Genomic DNA, 14,336 nt, shown 5'->3' with positions numbered 1-14,336 from the left:
TTAAACGGGTTGCAGAACGTCCTGGGATTGTTGGGCTTGGAGGGCTTTTTGTAACAGTTCCGGCCCAGATGACGCTAATAGACGGGAATCGCTCAGGGTACGGCGCCAAAATTTAGCCCTGGGTTGACCATTAAATAAGCTCAATAAATGCCTGGTAATTTGATTAAGGCGATCGCCATGGCGTAAACGCTCTTCCACGTAGGGCAACATACGTGTCACAATGTCGGCTCGACTGGGTACCCCAGTGTTTTTTTTGTAAATATCCCGGTCCACCGAAGCAAAAAGGTAAGGATTTTCGTAGGCGGCCCGGCCAATCATCACCGCATCCACATGGTGGAGATGTCGTTGAATTTGCTCCATTTGGGTGATGCCGCCATTAATTTCAATCAATAACTGGGGAAAATCCTTCTTTAATTGATAAACATCCTCGTAACGTAGGGGGGGAATGGTGCGGTTTTCCTTGGGACTGAGGCCCTGGAGCCAAGCTTTGCGGGCGTGGACAGTGAATCTTTGACAGCCAGCGTTGGCCACGATTTTGACAAAATGCACTAAGTCTTCATAACTGTCCTGGTTGTCGATGCCAATGCGATGTTTAACGGTAACGGGAACTCCCACTGCCTTTTGCATCGCTTCCACACATTGGGCAACCAAATCCGGCTGGGCCATGAGGCAAGCACCAAAATTACCGCTTTGCACCCGATCGCTGGGACAGCCCACATTTAAGTTAATTTCGTCATAGCCCCAATCCTGGCCAATGCGAGCACATTCGGCCAACAGTTGCGGGTTATCCCCCCCCAATTGCAGGGCCACTGGTTTTTCCTCCGGACTAAAATCCAGCAGTTTGGGGCGATCGCCGTGGAGGATGGCCTGGGCGGTGATCATTTCCGTGTACAGCAGGGTGTGGCGGGTCAGTTGACGCAGAAAATAACGAAAATGGCGATCAGTATGATCCATCATGGGGGCCACACTGAGGGGATTAATAGAAGAATCAGCAAAAATTTTTGTCATCAGGACAATACTTACATCAAGTCAGGCTCCACGCCAACTTCATCTACGAGTAGGGACGGATCCAAGCTGGCATAAATTTCCGCCAAAGGAATGGCCAAATTCAGGGTTTCAATGTCGGCGATCGCCTCTAGGCCCTCATAGGACTTCAGCAACCAAAAATTCTGGGGAGTCCGCTGGAAGCACTCCACCAAATATTGTTGAGCATTGACCAAAATATACGCCCACAAACTGGGCAAGGTGCGGTAATCCTGAAACTTTTTGCCCCGGTCAAAGCTTTCCGTGGATTCCGACAGCACTTCAACAATCACCCTGGGATATTGAACTATAGAAGAATTGGTATCATCATTATCTTCGCAAGCAACCACAACATCGGGATAATAGTAACGTCTCTGATTTAAAAGCATCACCCTGATATCCGCCATAAACACCTGACAATTATTTCCCATCAGGCGGGAGCGCAAAGCCAGAGCTAAATTGAGAGAAATTATGTTGTGGGCCTTGGTTGACCCGGCCATGGCACAAATCTGGCCATCGATGTATTCATGCTTAACATCACTGCGGCTTTCCAACTCTAGGTAATCGTCGGGGGAAAAGTATCCATTGGAGGAGAGAGCAACCATCTGCCTTGCCAAATTTGTCTAAATTGATTGTCTCCATTCTATTGCCTCACTCCCTTTCGTTAAATATCTTTACGATCGCCCTTGGTCAGCCAAGGAAAGCTAGAATACTGGCCGGATAACCCCATTTACCGTTTCCCGAGGGGGGAGTACCCTAGGGGAGAGCGAATAGATTGCGGGCCGAAAATCCGAAAGAATCGGTAAAATGGCAAAGTCAGCATTTTCGCTTGTAAACCCAACATTACCTACAAACTTCAACAAAAAACACCTGTGGCCGATAAAAGAAGACCCCAACGCGACCTACCTCAAATTAACGAAAGAATACGTTTCCCAGAAATACGAGTCATTGACAGTGACGGTGCCCAATTGGGGATTATTACCCCCAATGAAGCCATGGAAATCGCCGACGAGCGGGGGCTCGACCTTGTGTTAGTGAGTGAGACCGCCGATCCGCCGGTGTGCCGCATCATGGACTACGGCAAATATAAATTTGAGCAGGAGAAAAAAGCCAGGGAAGCCAAGAAAAAACAGCATACCGCCGACGTTAAGGAAGTAAAAATGCGGTACAAAATTGATGAACACGACTATCAAGTGCGCATTAATCAGGCCAAGCGCTTCCTCAAAGCTGGCGATAAAGTTAAAGCCACGGTGAACTTCCGGGGTCGGGAAATTCAGCATGCCCACCTAGCAAAGGAACTACTAGACCGCATGGCAACGGATTTGGCCACCGAGGCGGACATCCAACAGGCTCCCAAACGGGAAGGACGCAATATGATGATGTTCCTTTCCCCCAAAAAGGTCTAGCCCTATGGGAACGGTGAACCCAAACCGTTAAATTAAATAGTTTAAATAATTTTTTGCATCCCCTGAGACCATCTGAGGGGATTTTTTGCATAGCTGTTACAGAGGCAATCTTGCCGGAGGGCAGCACAAGTTTTCGGCCCCTGTCCTAGAATGGGGAAATCAGCAGAGCCCCACTGGTGGAGGAAAAAGTTTTGGACGAACTGCGTTCAGCGTTGGAGTTGGCGACGGAGGATGAACTGACCCAACTAACTCAAATTCTTTTTTGTCGAAAGTTTAACCCTTTGGATTATCTGCAAACCCCTCTGCCGGTGGAGGTGCAAAGCCTGGACCGCCCCCTGTGGGAAAGTTCCCTGGAGGAAAGATTTCGGTACCTGGCCGCCGATGGCCTGACGGTTTTGCGGGGCAAGACCAAAAAATTCAGCTACCGAGACACCCTAATTCGGGTTTGTCAATTCCTCAAGGTGCCCTACGCCCAACAGATGACCACCTTAGATTTGGAAACGGATATCTTTCTCCACCTAGTTAACCAGGCTTGGCAAAAGTTGCCCCCGGCGGAACAAAATAATTTAACCCGCAAAATTCAACGGTCCCTGATTAATTCTCCCCTCCCGGAACCCCTGCCGCTGCAAATTCAACATAACCCCGTTAATGTCATCCTCAAGGGAGGAGGGGCGATCGCCGTTAGTTCGGTACTGCGGCCTCTGCTGTTGGGGCGCATTTTACAGCAGTTGACGGTACACATAGCCCAATATCAGGTGGCTAAATCAATGTTGGTGAAGGGAGGACTGAATGCGGCAGGTCAGTTACAAAATCAGTTAGCCCTCCAAACTGCCAAGCAGGGGGTGCTGATGGGAACGGCTCGCTACGGGGCAGTGCGGACCATTTTTTCGGTGTTGGGGCCGGCCCTGTGGGGATTATTCTTGGCAGATCTGGGCTGGCGGGCGATCGCCACTAACTATGGACGCATTATTCCGGTTATTTTTACCCTGGCCCAAATTCGCTTAACGAGGGAAACCTGTTGGCAATTGGCCTAGGTTTGACCCCGCAAAAATGAGGGGAAACTAGGAACGACGGCGAGATTTAGACTTCCCTTGGCTAGAGTGTTTTTTTTGCTGTGGCTTGAGCTTTTTTTTGAGCCAACTACCGCCCCAGTCGCTCATACTATGGGCCATGGCCCCTGCTTCCAAGCCAACAAAAATTGTTAGTAGTTCCCAACGGTGGCGCTCCAGCCATTGCCCTAGGATCGACCAGTCAATCCCCTGTAAATTAAGCTTTTGTAACAGTACCAATACTATCCCCCCCCCTAGGGCTGCTAACAACAACCAACCACCTAGGTACAACAATCGCAAAATCGTACCAATTAAAAAGCCGTGGGAAAGGGGCGATCGGTGAGGAATAAAGCGGCGGTAGGGGAGCCATATCCACCTCAGCCAGCCCCACCGTTTATATTGGCAGGAATGAATGTCCAAATCCGGGCCAAACATCAGCCCACTAAACCCAAAGGTGATCGCCATGAGTAGGGTCAGCCGAGTACTGCCAGTGCTGATGAACGCTATGGCCATAACGGCGGGGATGGCCCCCAGGGTAATGCGGTCATGGATTTTACCTGCGGGCATAGTCAAGAAAAAAGGGATGGGCCACCGGGAAAAATTTTTTCCGACGGCGATCGAACAAAACGATAACCTATGATATAGTGGTTAAGCATGAGTAAAGGGCGATTAGCTCAGTTGGTAGAGCGCCTGCCTTACAAGCAGGATGTCGGCGGTTCGAGCCCGTCATCGCCCATACAAATTTTTTAACTTAAATAATTGGGTTAAGATCAGATTGTCCAGGCTACACGTTGCTTGCTGCTTCATCCCTAGCCTTGGCTGACTTTTGACGCTCATAATAGCGGTTGCTGTAGTAGCTGCCATAGTAATAACCATAACCGCCAGATGTGGAAGTGATGGCATTGGCAACGATCCCCAGCACATTCAAATCCGCCAAGGCCAATTCCCTAAAGGCTTCCTTGAGGCTGTCCTTACGGGTTTTATTAAGGCGTACCACCACCACCAAGCCATCGGTCTGGTCTGCAATCAGGCGGGAATCGGTCAGTCCTAAAATAGGGGGTGTATCAATTAAAATCAAGTCAAAGGTTTCTTTCCACTCGTTCATTTTGACCACAAAGTTCTGGGAAGCAGAAACCAACTGCTCTGGGGTCATGGTGTCATCTTGGACTTTGAAATAGAACAGGTTCTTGCCCAAAAGCTCGGGTAAATCACCGTTCTGGCCATTGGAGTTGGCCGCCAGGGTAGTGAGCACGCCATTACCATCGGGAGGAATATTTTTCCCCCCAAAGCCAGTAATTTCGGCCAATTTTAACCAAGCCTGTTTTTGGGGAAAATAGCGATCGCCGTCTACCAGTAGAACTTTTTGTCCCAACTTAGCGGCGGCCTGGGCCAGGAAAAAAGCCGTAGTGGACTTCCCATCGCCGGATTCGGCGGAGGTGACCACAAAGGAATGACACTGGCGTTTGCGCTTGAGGAAAAATAGGTTGGAATAAAGCTTAGCGTAGGACTCCTGCATGGCTTCATTGGGCAGGGGGGAACCATACTTGATACTAGCCCGCAGCTCCTTTTCCAAGGGAATGTACCCCAGGATGGTGTGATGCTGACTAACTCTTAAATCTTCGACACTATGATAGGCAGGATCCAATTTATCCACTAATAAAGCGGCGCCTCCCCCGGCCAGAAGACCCAGCATGGCAGAGAGTAAAATATCCCTGGGCAAGGTGTTGATTGGTTTATCAGGTAGGGTAATGGCGGACACTAATCGCCACGGCACAAAGCTCCTCGCCACCTCCACCTCCAGTGCCTGCCTTGTGGTCACTAATTGGGTTAAACCACTTCTTTGGAGCTCTAATTCCTGTTGGAGACTGGCAAACTCGCCAGCAATGGTGGTGAAATTTTCCAGTTGATTTCTCAGTTCTGTTTCCGACTCAATGATGTTTGCCAGTTCAATGTTGAGAATATCTAGTTCAATGCCCACACTGGCAAGTTCTTGCAAAGCTTCTGCCTTGGGGCCCCCCACGTCCGTGGCGGTGAGAACCTGAGCCAAATCTCCATTGCTGAGGATCCCCTTTTCCTTTTCGGCTTCGGCCCTGATCAACTGTAAAACGTTATCCTTTTCTTCTTGCAACTGTTCAATCTGGGGGCTATTACCAGTGTAGATGGTGCTGGCCTCCGCCAATTTGAGGTTGATTTCGTTGAGACGACTCACTAGGCCTGCATAGACCGGGGATTGCCCCAGGGAGCTCAAACCAAAGGCACTGTTGTTATCTATGCCTGTTTTTTGTTCCAGGGCATCTCGTTTGGCCGTTAGTTGTTGGATTTTGATCGACAAATTTTGCCGGATCACATTAATTTCGTTGAGGCGCGAGCTGATATTTCCTGCTGTCTGGCTAGGGTCAAAAAACTTATATTGCCGCTGTAAGGCCAACATTTGCGCTTGCAACTCTGCCACCCGGTCTTGGAATTTGGGTAACTGGTCATTAACAAAGCGGAGTTTGTCGCTCTCCTGTCTGGCCTGTTCCCTACGGGTGTAGTCCAAATATTGTTCAGCTAGGGCTTCTAAAACTGCCTTGACTCTTTCTTGGTCATTGCCCCGGTAGCTGATTTCAACAATGCCTGTGTCCGGCACCACCATCACCGACAGGTTAGCCAGAAAACCGCTATAGGAAATTTGCTCCTCTGGGGGGAGGGCATCGTAGATTTGGCTCCACACCGGTTCTAGCAGAATATTACTTTGTAGGATTTCCGACTGGGTATTCAAATATTCTTTACCCCGGGGAAGGCTGCCCAGCAGTCCCGAACCCTGGAGTTGGGCCAGAGGGTTAACGGTTTCATTCTCGGGGGGGATACCAGTAACTGGAAACTGGATTGAAAAACCGGCGGCTTATCAAGTTGCCGCTTGAGGTTTAGACCTCCCACCGCTAGGGCTACCAAGATAACAATCCACCATCTCCTCCTCAATACTCCTGTCAGGTTACTGAGGGAAAAGGAGTCCACTTCTTCAGCACCATACACTCCCACTAAAGGAGGGGGGGGACTGCCCTGGGGCAATTCTGGGTAACTGTAGGTCATTATCTTGGGGGGAATGGTTATTGGGCAAGGATGCTTGGGGAATTAGCCATGGTTTAGCACCTAGTGTGGGAGAGCAGTTTTATTTACTTGGGTCAATATTACCGTTATTTTCGGTGACTGTGCACTGTCAATACTAGCCTGGATCTACTGGGAAGGACTCTCACTGGGTTGTTCTAGTTCCTCGGACTACGGCAGGGCCGAAGGACAAAAAACTGAGTCAGAATCGGCGATCGCCATTGATTGGAGGATTTGAAAACCGATGATGATGGCTGTCGGTGGTCAGGGGGGGGATGGGCAGTTGGAATTTTTATGACTATCATTGCCCTAGGCTGACCCGGTGCTAACACAGAGCCCCTGTCCTCATAATCTTGATCCTTCACACTTAAGTATTGGAAAAGAAAAGTTGATAATATTTTTTTTCTGCCCCATCTGGACAAAACGGGGTCAATAAATTAGATTGAACTGTAATCAGACTCACTTAGCCACCGGCTGGCGTTTTGGGGGCAAAAGCTTGGTCTGACTGGTAGATCCTCTAACTTTTACGGTGGTAGGAAGCCTGGGTGTCAGCGCCCGGAAAGTTTAAACAATTTTTTCGGTCGCAAAAACAATTGAATCTTAATTTTTCTGCCCTAGCCGGAGCCTCGACGGTCCCACGGATCTCGGTTTCGTCTGCCGTATTCTTAGAAAAGACTAAGAACGTATGCAGGATTCGTGCGGCCAAAAATTAGGGAATTCAACCAGTGAAAAGTTGATAATTTTATCCTATGGGCAGTTAAGGGAAAAGATAGGGCCATAAATGCCCGATTTTCGCCTGCCCTGGGGCAAGCCATTATGATGGAAGCCAGCCCTTCTCCACCAGCATTCGGAGGACAATATGTCAGCAATAACGGCCCAGGAACTGGAAGCACAAATGCCCGATGCCACTAAGTTATTGAGTGATGAACCGGAGATAGAAAGTTCTTTGCACTATATGCAACTGCTCTTGTTGGTCACTAGTCTGGAGTGGGCGTGGCGTCGGAGGGATGATTTTTTCATTGGTGCTAACCTAACCATTTACTTCAGTCGGCAACAACTCAAACAGCGGGACTTTCGGGGCCCCGATTTTTTTCTGGTGAAAAATACCACTGGGCACCCCCGTAGTTCCTGGGTGGTGTGGGAAGAGGACGGCCGCTATCCAGACTTGATTATTGAATTACTTTCCGAATCCACTGCGAAGGTGGATAGAACCACTAAACTGGATCTTTATGCCACCAGGTTCCACACCCCTGAATATTTTTATTTTTCCCCTGAAACCTTGAAATTTGCCGGTTTTAGGTTAAATTTCAACCAATACTCCCCAATTATACCCAATGAACAGGGTTGGCTATGGAGTGAGGCGTTGGGCTTTTTCCTTGGCATCCACCATGGTCAATTGCGCTATTTTTCGCTGGAGGGAATGTTGGTACCCACCCCCGAGGAGGCGGCCCAACAGGAAATGTTCCGGGCTGACCAGGCCATGGCAAGGGCAGAGCAAGAAACTCAGAGGGCAGATCAAGAAAAATCCAGGGCCGATCGCCTGGCGGCCAAATTAAAGGAGTTGGGGCTAGGCCCCGACGAAGCCTAAGGGCAAAGGAGAAAAAGGCGATCGCCTATAATTGAACCCAGTGTTTAGTGGGCTGTGACACCATGTACCAAAGTTACCCTCCTCTTTCTCCAAGGGAAACGTTACCCACCATGTATGACCTACCGAGCGAAGATCCGGAGGAGCCTGGGTTGCCGGACGAATTCCATTTATTGCAACCGGAACTACTGCGCCAGACTTTCCTGCCTCCGGAGCACGAAGGAGAAGATGTTTTTGCCGCCAGTGACCTTAATCTTTACTACGACCCAAGACATCCCCAATGGTATAAACGGCCGGACTGGTTTGGGGTGTTGGGGGTATCCCGTTTATATGATCAGCGGGACTTGCGCCTCAGTTATGTGATCTGGCAAGAGGGCATTGCCCCCCTGGTGGTGGTGGAATTGCTCTCCCCAGGCACGGAAAAAGAAGACCTGGGGCGGAGTTTGCGAGATGCCAGTCAGCCCCCCAATAAGTGGACGGTGTATGAGCAGATTTTGCGAATTCCCTACTATTTTGTGTTTAATCGCTACACCGATGAGTTACGGGCGTTTGGCCTAGTGCAGGGTATTTACCAACCACTATTGCCTGAGGGACCGGGTATCTGGCTGGAAAAAGCCCAATTGGGACTAGGTCTTTGGCGGGGTGAATATCAGGGTATAGACCGGCTCTGGTTGCGGTGGTATGACGAACAGCATAGTTGGATTCTGACTCCGGCGGAACGGGAAGCCCAACGGGCAGAACGGGAAAAATCCAGGGCAGAACAGGAAGCCCAGAGGGCAGAACGGGAAAAATCCAGAGCAGATCGCCTAGCGGCCAAATTAAGAGAGTTGGGACTGGACCCCGATGAAGCCTAACAATGAACGTTGACCGGGCCCCAGGGCACGAGAAATTTACCGAAAAGTATGAATACTTCCCCCCCAGAACTAATTATTGAAGCAGGACGTACTGAGCGTCAGTATTGGCAGGATCTATGGCGCTATCGGGAGTTGTTTTATACCCTGGCCTGGCGAGACATTGCGGTGCGCTACAAACAAACGGCGATCGGTGTGGCTTGGGCCCTTATTCGACCATTTCTGACCATGGTGGTATTTACGGTGGTATTTGGTAAGTTGGCCAATTTGCCTTCGGAGGGGGTGCCTTACCCCATTCTGGTGTTTGCGGGGATGTTGCCCTGGCAGTTTTTTTCCACTTCCCTCAGTGCGGCTAGCGATAGCCTGATTGCCAATGCCAATTTAATTTCCAAGGTTTATTTTCCTCGGTTGGTGGTGCCCACCAGTGCAGTAGTGACTAGTTTTGTCGATTTTTTAATTGCCGGGATGATTATGCTCGGGCTAATGGCTTGGTATAACTTTCTCCCCAGTTGGCACGTTATTACCCTACCGTTATTTATTTTGATTGCTTTTATGGCTTCCATGGGAGCAGGATTGTGGCTTTGTTCCCTCAATGTCAAGTACCGGGATTTTCGTTACATTGTGCCGTTCATTGTCCAATTTGGTTTGTATATCTCCCCAGTGGGTTTTAGCAGTAATGTGGTGCCGGAAAGGTGGCGGTTGCTCTATTCTATTAACCCAATGGTGAGTGTGATCGATGGTTTTCGTTGGGCCATTTTGGGGGGAGAATCGACTCTTTTTTTACCGGGGTTTTTGTTGTCTTTACTGTTGGTGATCGTTATTTTCGTAACGGGCATTCTCTATTTTCGCAAAGTAGAACGCACCTTTGCCGATGTGATCTAATTAAACTATTGATAATGGTGAGGAAGGGATAGAGTTTGACTTATTGGTGGTGGACACTGCCCAGTCCGTGGCGATCGAGGTGAAAAGTAAACTGACCCAAAGGGATGTGGATGAACAGCTGGAGCGGCTGGGTAAATTTAAGCGCTTATTACCTCGTTATCAAAATATTCAACTACTAGGGGCAATGGTGGCCCCATCGGAAGTAGCCCGTTACGCCTATCGTCAAGGTTTGTTTGTGATTACCCAATCTGGGGAAGATTTGGTGATTCTCAATGATGCCAAATTTCAATCTAAAGCCTGGTAAGACCAAAGGCGATCGCCATTATTATATTCTCAAAGTCGAGCTAAACTTGGATTAAAATAAAAAGCAGATACTCCCATGAAACAACTCTATGAAAGGGACTATAGCCAATAGGCAGAAACCATGGCCGGTCTCCTTGCTGTAGGAGATTTTACGGCCCTAGAAATCGAAAATTTATTTGGGAACTAACACAGAAGGCTGAAGACCCAAGCGTTCCACCCGCCGCGCAAACCGTTTATCGTCGAAGCTGACAAAATGTTGGCATTGTTGACTAGCAGCAAGATGGAGAGCATCTGCAAAATCAAGTCCCTGTAAATGCCACTGTAGTGCCGGGGAAACCTGCGCCCAACCTTCAACTGTCACATACTCTAATCCCAACAAATGACGAATCACCCGCGCAAAATCTTCCCGCTGGAAGTCATAAAATGCCCGTAACACCCATTCCAACTCTAAAACGACAGTTATAGGGACAAACAAACTGGTAGATTCAGTAAAAATCTTGTAAGCAAAAATTCTTTGTTCTTCTGCTTCCGGGTCGTTAGGATCATTCACATAAAATCCGGCCAAGATATTGGTATCAACCCCGATCATGTTGTTCCTGCATCGCTTGGGCAACGTCAAAATCTTTGAGAAATCTGGGTTTTGTCGGTGGACAAACCAACATCCCAAATCCCTCATCTATATCAGTATGAGATTGGGGACGCTGAAGTTCTACACGAATACTTTCACCATCTAAGGAGAAGGAAAGTTTACAACCGGGTTTGATGCCTAGTCGCTTGCGGATCTCAATGGGAATCACCACTTGTCCTTTCTGGGAAACTGTTACATTCGTCATTGTCTTAGCGTCTTACTTGGTAAGACAGTTATAACAAACTAAATATTGAAGAAAATCCATAAAGGCAATCGCCTACGGATCTACCCCCTAAAATAAAATTAACTAGGAAACGGTCAATTTTGACTGGGGACAAGGCCAAAACCAAAGATTTTTCACTCAAATTGAAATTTTTTATGAATACTATCAATACACTCTACGAACAGAATTATTGTCTTTGGCTCCAGGAAACTTACCAACTGCTAGACCAGGCTCACTTTGAGCAACTGGATTTGGAGCATTTAAAGGAGGAGATTATCAGCTTGGGCAATGAACAAAGACGTAAGATGGATAGTTGGCTGCGGCAGTTACTCATTCATCTATTATTGTATCAATATTGGGATGCAGAGAAGGAACGTTGTGCCAAAGTGCCAAAGGTTAGCAAATTGAAATTGATAATTTTCGTTTTGAGCTTGAGTTATTGCTAAAGTCTAAAGCTTTGTACAATTACTTCCTAGAGGAGATTGAAAAGATTTATCAAAAAGCAAGACGCCAGGCCGTGAGAAAGAGTGAATTATCTGCGGGTCTCTTTCCTGAAAGTTGTCCATTTTCTGCGAATGAGTTACTAAATCCAGAGTTTTTTCCTGATTAAGAATTGAATAATTATTTTTTTGACTTTGTCTGGTAAGCTGACGCTATCTGGTTGGGGCATTTTAAGAATTTTATCTATGTCTGATAGGATCATTTGAGTCAAAAGCTAAGGTGATCTAGTGATGAATATTAAAGCAATTATCCATGGGGCAGAAGAGGGCGGTTATTGGGCTGGGATTCCGATTTTTTCGGGCTGCTATACCCAAGGTGAGACAATGGAGGAGGTTATGGCAAACTTGAAGAAAGTCATCAGTCTTTATCTGGAGGTTAAACCAGAAAAAATTAGTCAAGCCGACAAAATAGTTGAACTGATTCTATAACTAATTTACTCTTCTGATCTGCATGATTATGGCTACAGTTCTAGACCTTCAGCCAATTGTTTCATTAGATCGAGGTCAATTTTATCAGCTTTGTCAAAATAATCCTGACCTCATCTTAGAAAGAGACCCCGAGGGAAAGCTTATTATTATGTCCCCAGTTGGCGGTGAAAGTGGTGCCCAAGAAGCGAGCCTTATTTTCAAGGTATCTCTCTGGAATCATCAAAATCAACTCGGCATTGTCTTTAGCTCTTCGACAATCTTTAGCTTGCCCCAAGGTGGTGATCGCTCCCCTGATGTCGCTTGGATCTCCCGAAATAATTGGGAAAAACTAGCCCCAGCAGAACGGGAGGGTTTTCCCCCAATTTGTCCTGATTTTGTGATTGAACTCAGATCAAAAAGCGATCGCCTTAAGCCTTTACAAGACAAAATGCTAGAGTACCTAAAATCTGGTTTGCAACTAGGCTGGCTAATCAATCGACAACAAAAGCAAGTGGAAATATATCGTCAAAATCAACCCATGGAAATAATCAATTTCCCCGTAAAATTGTCCGGAGAGGATTTTCTGCCTGGATTTAGCCTTTCTCTAGACTAGAATTTTTGACGCTACTTACTAAGCCCAACCAAGACAAGTTTTCCATATATTTAATGCCTGGGAATGCGACAAGCAGACACCAGTAATATTTCTGGTGACAAGATGCATCATTCTAGGACGATCGCCTTTATATTTTATGGCATAAACCAAGACGAAAAATCCTACTCCCAATCATGGTTGGGATCACAGAGGGAATCATCGGCGATCACCTTGCCTGAGAAGTTTACAGTAAATATAATCGATTTGTTCTAAATTTAGAGGGTCTGAAAATGACGGATTTAGAAAGGCGACCGTCACAGTAATACAGTAGACAATTAATTTTTTTCAATGCCCAAACCATCTCCACTGCTTTTACAAGTAACCCAGCCCACGAAAACTCTTCCCATTAATCAATCTAATATTTCAGGTAGAGCAGCGAATCTTTCAGTGGCAATAAATACCAATAAATGGCGATCGCCTAGAATAAGGACACAACAAATTGGGTTTTGCCCACTATGACTAAGGCTGAAATCAAAGACCTGATCCAAAAAGAACTGCCCCAACTCCTCGCCCAAGAACCTCTAGTGCGGGATTTTGTTCTGCGCACCGTCTCCGAATACTACGCTCCCCGTACATAATTTGACCAACGCTTTAACCGTGTTCTGGATGAATTGCAACGCGATCAGGAGGAGCAACGGCAGAAATGGGAGGAAAACACCCAACGCCTAGACAGAATAGAAGCCCAGAACAGTGCGACCTTAGCAGAAATCCAAAAAGCTAACCGTCGCTATGAAAGCACCATTGGCGCCTTGGGGTCTCGGTGGGGTCTGCACTCGGAGGCTAGCTTCCGCAATGGCCTCAAGGCAATTTTAGAGGAGTCTTTTGGGGGGGAAGTGCTAAACCTCAATGAATTTGATGACGAGGATATGGTGTTTGGCCGTCCTGACCAGGTGGAAATTGATCTAATTATCAAAAATGACACTGTGATTGTCTGTGAGATTAAATCCTCTATCAGTAAGCCGGAAATGTACAGTTTTGACCGCAAAGTTGCGTTTTATCAGCAACGCCACCAGAGCTCCGTAAGTCGTAAGATGTTCATCTCCCCCATGGTGGATGATCGAGCTAGACCTGTGGCAGAGGCTCTAGGTATTGAAATTTATAGTTATGCTGATACTGTGGAAAATCTTTAAAGTTTGGGCGCTGTTGGGGCAATTAGCCAAGTCCCAGAAGGAGACTGAGCGACTCTTCCCAGAGACTGATCGCCGTTTTCAACAAACAGAACGATTACTTAAGGAACAAAGCCAAAAAACGGATGAGCAAATTAGGGCCGTTAACAAAGAATTGGGAGAATTAGGCAATCGCCTGGGGGAATTTGTGGAATGGCAGGTACGCCCGGCGGCGGTGAAATTATTTCGAGAGCGGGGCATTGCAGTGCGTGCGGGAATTATCCCGGGATGTTTCCGTTGATAATGGCGAAGAAGGCATCGAGGTGGACTTATTGGTGGTAGACACTACCCAGGCTGTGGCGATCAAGCAGTATCAACCAGAACGTCAGGGCAATTCTCGGCGAGCGACGATTCGGGAACAACGGCGTCAGATTGACCGTTTGCTACACAAAAATTCAGGTCTAAAGGGTCGCTGGCAGGAAGCTTGGTTAGATGGGCGGGATTTGGCGATCCGGGAAACGGGGCTGGATGAATCTATTCTTCCAGAAACGCCCTGTTTTGATGCTGAACAGGTTCGAGATGAAGGTTATTGGCCTTAACTTCCGACTTGGCGATCGCCGTTAGAATTGATTA

The 14,336-nt window shown here is 47.6% G+C and carries 21 protein-coding genes and 1 tRNA gene; 15 read left to right on the top strand and 7 right to left on the bottom strand.

Going from position 1 to position 14,336, the window contains the following annotated elements; translation table 11 throughout:
* Both dusA and IQE94_RS16635 read right to left on the bottom strand, forming a co-directional pair.
* A complete protein-coding gene (dusA, locus tag IQE94_RS16640) occupies positions 1-1,008 on the bottom strand; it encodes a tRNA dihydrouridine(20/20a) synthase DusA (RefSeq protein ID WP_223342346.1) in 1,008 nt (335 codons plus the stop codon).
* 11 nt (positions 1,009-1,019) lie between these two features.
* Positions 1,020-1,628: a Uma2 family endonuclease gene (locus IQE94_RS16635; protein WP_212719784.1), complete on the bottom strand. Its 609-nt coding sequence runs from the start codon at positions 1,626-1,628 to the stop codon at positions 1,020-1,022.
* Between the two features lie 267 nt (positions 1,629-1,895).
* Here IQE94_RS16635 and infC point away from each other — a divergent pair, with 267 nt between their 5' ends.
* Both infC and IQE94_RS16625 read left to right on the top strand, forming a co-directional pair.
* The gene (gene infC, locus IQE94_RS16630; RefSeq protein WP_010871520.1) at positions 1,896-2,429 is read left to right on the top strand and encodes a translation initiation factor IF-3; all 534 of its coding nucleotides are present in this window, start codon (positions 1,896-1,898) and stop codon (positions 2,427-2,429) included.
* Between the two features lie 176 nt (positions 2,430-2,605).
* Entirely contained in the window at positions 2,606-3,463 is an 858-nt protein-coding gene (locus tag IQE94_RS16625; protein WP_212719786.1) for a YaaW family protein, read from the top strand.
* Positions 3,464-3,490: 27 nt separating this feature from the next.
* Here IQE94_RS16625 and IQE94_RS16620 read toward each other — a convergent pair whose 3' ends face one another.
* A complete protein-coding gene (locus IQE94_RS16620) occupies positions 3,491-4,045 on the bottom strand; it encodes a metal-binding protein (RefSeq protein WP_212719794.1) in 555 nt (184 codons plus the stop codon).
* Between the two features lie 96 nt (positions 4,046-4,141).
* Here IQE94_RS16620 and IQE94_RS16615 point away from each other — a divergent pair.
* A tRNA-Val gene (locus IQE94_RS16615) sits at positions 4,142-4,214 on the top strand.
* 48 nt (positions 4,215-4,262) lie between these two features.
* On the opposite strand, the gene IQE94_RS16610 is transcribed toward IQE94_RS16615, so the two are convergent.
* Together IQE94_RS16610 and IQE94_RS16605 are read right to left on the bottom strand one after the other, a co-directional pair.
* Positions 4,263-6,239, bottom strand: coding sequence for an exopolysaccharide transport family protein (locus IQE94_RS16610; protein WP_223342345.1), 1,977 nt, complete (start codon positions 6,237-6,239; stop codon positions 4,263-4,265).
* Positions 6,236-6,550 carry a Wzz/FepE/Etk N-terminal domain-containing protein gene (locus IQE94_RS16605; protein ID WP_223342344.1) on the bottom strand — a complete coding sequence of 105 codons (315 nt, stop codon included), beginning with the start codon at positions 6,548-6,550 and terminating at the stop codon, positions 6,236-6,238. Before IQE94_RS16605 ends, IQE94_RS16610 begins: the two co-directional genes overlap by 4 nt.
* Before the next feature lie 874 nt (positions 6,551-7,424).
* Here IQE94_RS16605 and IQE94_RS16600 point away from each other — a divergent pair.
* From IQE94_RS16600 to IQE94_RS16585, 4 genes are all read left to right on the top strand, one after another.
* A complete protein-coding gene (locus IQE94_RS16600) occupies positions 7,425-8,153 on the top strand; it encodes a Uma2 family endonuclease (RefSeq protein WP_223342343.1) in 729 nt (242 codons plus the stop codon).
* Positions 8,154-8,215: 62 nt separating this feature from the next.
* On the top strand, positions 8,216-9,004 hold the full coding sequence (locus tag IQE94_RS16595) for a Uma2 family endonuclease (RefSeq protein WP_223342342.1): 789 nt from the start codon (positions 8,216-8,218) through the stop codon (positions 9,002-9,004).
* A 48-nt stretch (positions 9,005-9,052) separates the two neighbouring features.
* Positions 9,053-9,883, top strand: a complete 831-nt coding sequence (locus IQE94_RS16590) for an ABC transporter permease (protein ID WP_212719802.1) — start codon at positions 9,053-9,055, stop codon at positions 9,881-9,883.
* 46 nt (positions 9,884-9,929) lie between these two features.
* Positions 9,930-10,187, top strand: a complete 258-nt coding sequence (locus IQE94_RS16585) for a hypothetical protein (RefSeq protein ID WP_255611325.1) — start codon at positions 9,930-9,932, stop codon at positions 10,185-10,187.
* Between the two features lie 171 nt (positions 10,188-10,358).
* Here the strand turns inward: IQE94_RS16585 and IQE94_RS16580 are convergent, their stop codons facing one another.
* Positions 10,359-10,775 carry a type II toxin-antitoxin system VapC family toxin gene (locus IQE94_RS16580; protein ID WP_212719835.1) on the bottom strand — a complete coding sequence of 139 codons (417 nt, stop codon included), beginning with the start codon at positions 10,773-10,775 and terminating at the stop codon, positions 10,359-10,361.
* Positions 10,762-11,019: an AbrB/MazE/SpoVT family DNA-binding domain-containing protein gene (locus tag IQE94_RS16575; protein ID WP_212719837.1), complete on the bottom strand. Its 258-nt coding sequence runs from the start codon at positions 11,017-11,019 to the stop codon at positions 10,762-10,764. The genes IQE94_RS16580 and IQE94_RS16575 overlap by 14 nt, the downstream gene beginning before the upstream one ends.
* A 173-nt stretch (positions 11,020-11,192) precedes the next feature.
* Between IQE94_RS16575 and IQE94_RS18730 the strand changes: the two genes are divergently transcribed.
* From IQE94_RS18730 to IQE94_RS16545, 8 genes are all read left to right on the top strand, one after another.
* On the top strand, positions 11,193-11,483 hold the full coding sequence (locus tag IQE94_RS18730) for a DUF29 family protein (protein ID WP_255611324.1): 291 nt from the start codon (positions 11,193-11,195) through the stop codon (positions 11,481-11,483).
* Positions 11,477-11,647 carry a DUF29 family protein gene (locus IQE94_RS18725; RefSeq protein ID WP_370630486.1) on the top strand — a complete coding sequence of 57 codons (171 nt, stop codon included), beginning with the start codon at positions 11,477-11,479 and terminating at the stop codon, positions 11,645-11,647. Before IQE94_RS18730 ends, IQE94_RS18725 begins: the two co-directional genes overlap by 7 nt.
* 121 nt (positions 11,648-11,768) lie before the next feature.
* Positions 11,769-11,966, top strand: a complete 198-nt coding sequence (locus IQE94_RS16565) for a type II toxin-antitoxin system HicB family antitoxin (RefSeq protein ID WP_212719839.1) — start codon at positions 11,769-11,771, stop codon at positions 11,964-11,966.
* Between the two features lie 28 nt (positions 11,967-11,994).
* Positions 11,995-12,558: a Uma2 family endonuclease gene (locus tag IQE94_RS16560; RefSeq protein ID WP_223342341.1), complete on the top strand. Its 564-nt coding sequence runs from the start codon at positions 11,995-11,997 to the stop codon at positions 12,556-12,558.
* Between the two features lie 494 nt (positions 12,559-13,052).
* Positions 13,053-13,175: a hypothetical protein gene (locus IQE94_RS18720; protein ID WP_255611322.1), complete on the top strand. Its 123-nt coding sequence runs from the start codon at positions 13,053-13,055 to the stop codon at positions 13,173-13,175.
* A 33-nt stretch (positions 13,176-13,208) separates the two neighbouring features.
* Positions 13,209-13,727 (top strand): PD-(D/E)XK nuclease family protein, encoded by a 519-nt coding sequence (locus tag IQE94_RS16555; RefSeq protein ID WP_223342340.1) that lies wholly within the window; start codon positions 13,209-13,211, stop codon positions 13,725-13,727.
* Positions 13,702-14,004 carry a hypothetical protein gene (locus IQE94_RS16550; RefSeq protein ID WP_223342339.1) on the top strand — a complete coding sequence of 101 codons (303 nt, stop codon included), beginning with the start codon at positions 13,702-13,704 and terminating at the stop codon, positions 14,002-14,004. Before IQE94_RS16555 ends, IQE94_RS16550 begins: the two co-directional genes overlap by 26 nt.
* Complete coding sequence (locus IQE94_RS16545; protein ID WP_223342338.1) at positions 13,973-14,302, top strand: DUF29 domain-containing protein; 330 nt, start codon at positions 13,973-13,975, stop codon at positions 14,300-14,302. Before IQE94_RS16550 ends, IQE94_RS16545 begins: the two co-directional genes overlap by 32 nt.
* Positions 14,303-14,336 lie beyond the last annotated feature (34 nt).

The sequence above is a fragment of the Synechocystis sp. PCC 7339 genome, assembly GCF_019924095.1.
Lineage (GTDB): Bacteria > Cyanobacteriota > Cyanobacteriia > Cyanobacteriales > Microcystaceae > Synechocystis.
The sequence above is the reverse complement of the archived record's forward strand: the minus strand, read 5'-3'. Positions and strand labels throughout refer to the sequence as shown.

What these genes read in the sequence shown, in the direction of transcription:
- dusA (WP_223342346.1), bottom strand. Translation starts at nt 1,008, where the DNA reads ATGACAAAAATTTTTGCTGATTCTTCTATTAATCCCCTCAGTGTGGCC.
- IQE94_RS16635 (WP_212719784.1), bottom strand. Translation starts at nt 1,628, where the DNA reads ATGGTTGCTCTCTCCTCCAATGGATACTTTTCCCCCGACGATTACCTA.
- IQE94_RS16620 (WP_212719794.1), bottom strand. Translation starts at nt 4,045, where the DNA reads ATGCCCGCAGGTAAAATCCATGACCGCATTACCCTGGGGGCCATCCCC.
- IQE94_RS16605 (WP_223342344.1), bottom strand. Translation starts at nt 6,550, where the DNA reads ATGACCTACAGTTACCCAGAATTGCCCCAGGGCAGTCCCCCCCCTCCT.
- IQE94_RS16600 (WP_223342343.1), top strand. Translation starts at nt 7,425, where the DNA reads ATGTCAGCAATAACGGCCCAGGAACTGGAAGCACAAATGCCCGATGCC.
- IQE94_RS16595 (WP_223342342.1), top strand. Translation starts at nt 8,216, where the DNA reads ATGTACCAAAGTTACCCTCCTCTTTCTCCAAGGGAAACGTTACCCACC.
- IQE94_RS16590 (WP_212719802.1), top strand. Translation starts at nt 9,053, where the DNA reads ATGAATACTTCCCCCCCAGAACTAATTATTGAAGCAGGACGTACTGAG.
- IQE94_RS16580 (WP_212719835.1), bottom strand. Translation starts at nt 10,775, where the DNA reads ATGATCGGGGTTGATACCAATATCTTGGCCGGATTTTATGTGAATGAT.
- IQE94_RS16575 (WP_212719837.1), bottom strand. Translation starts at nt 11,019, where the DNA reads ATGACGAATGTAACAGTTTCCCAGAAAGGACAAGTGGTGATTCCCATT.
- IQE94_RS18730 (WP_255611324.1), top strand. Translation starts at nt 11,193, where the DNA reads ATGAATACTATCAATACACTCTACGAACAGAATTATTGTCTTTGGCTC.
- IQE94_RS16565 (WP_212719839.1), top strand. Translation starts at nt 11,769, where the DNA reads ATGAATATTAAAGCAATTATCCATGGGGCAGAAGAGGGCGGTTATTGG.
- IQE94_RS16560 (WP_223342341.1), top strand. Translation starts at nt 11,995, where the DNA reads ATGGCTACAGTTCTAGACCTTCAGCCAATTGTTTCATTAGATCGAGGT.
- IQE94_RS18720 (WP_255611322.1), top strand. Translation starts at nt 13,053, where the DNA reads ATGACTAAGGCTGAAATCAAAGACCTGATCCAAAAAGAACTGCCCCAA.
- IQE94_RS16550 (WP_223342339.1), top strand. Translation starts at nt 13,702, where the DNA reads ATGCTGATACTGTGGAAAATCTTTAAAGTTTGGGCGCTGTTGGGGCAA.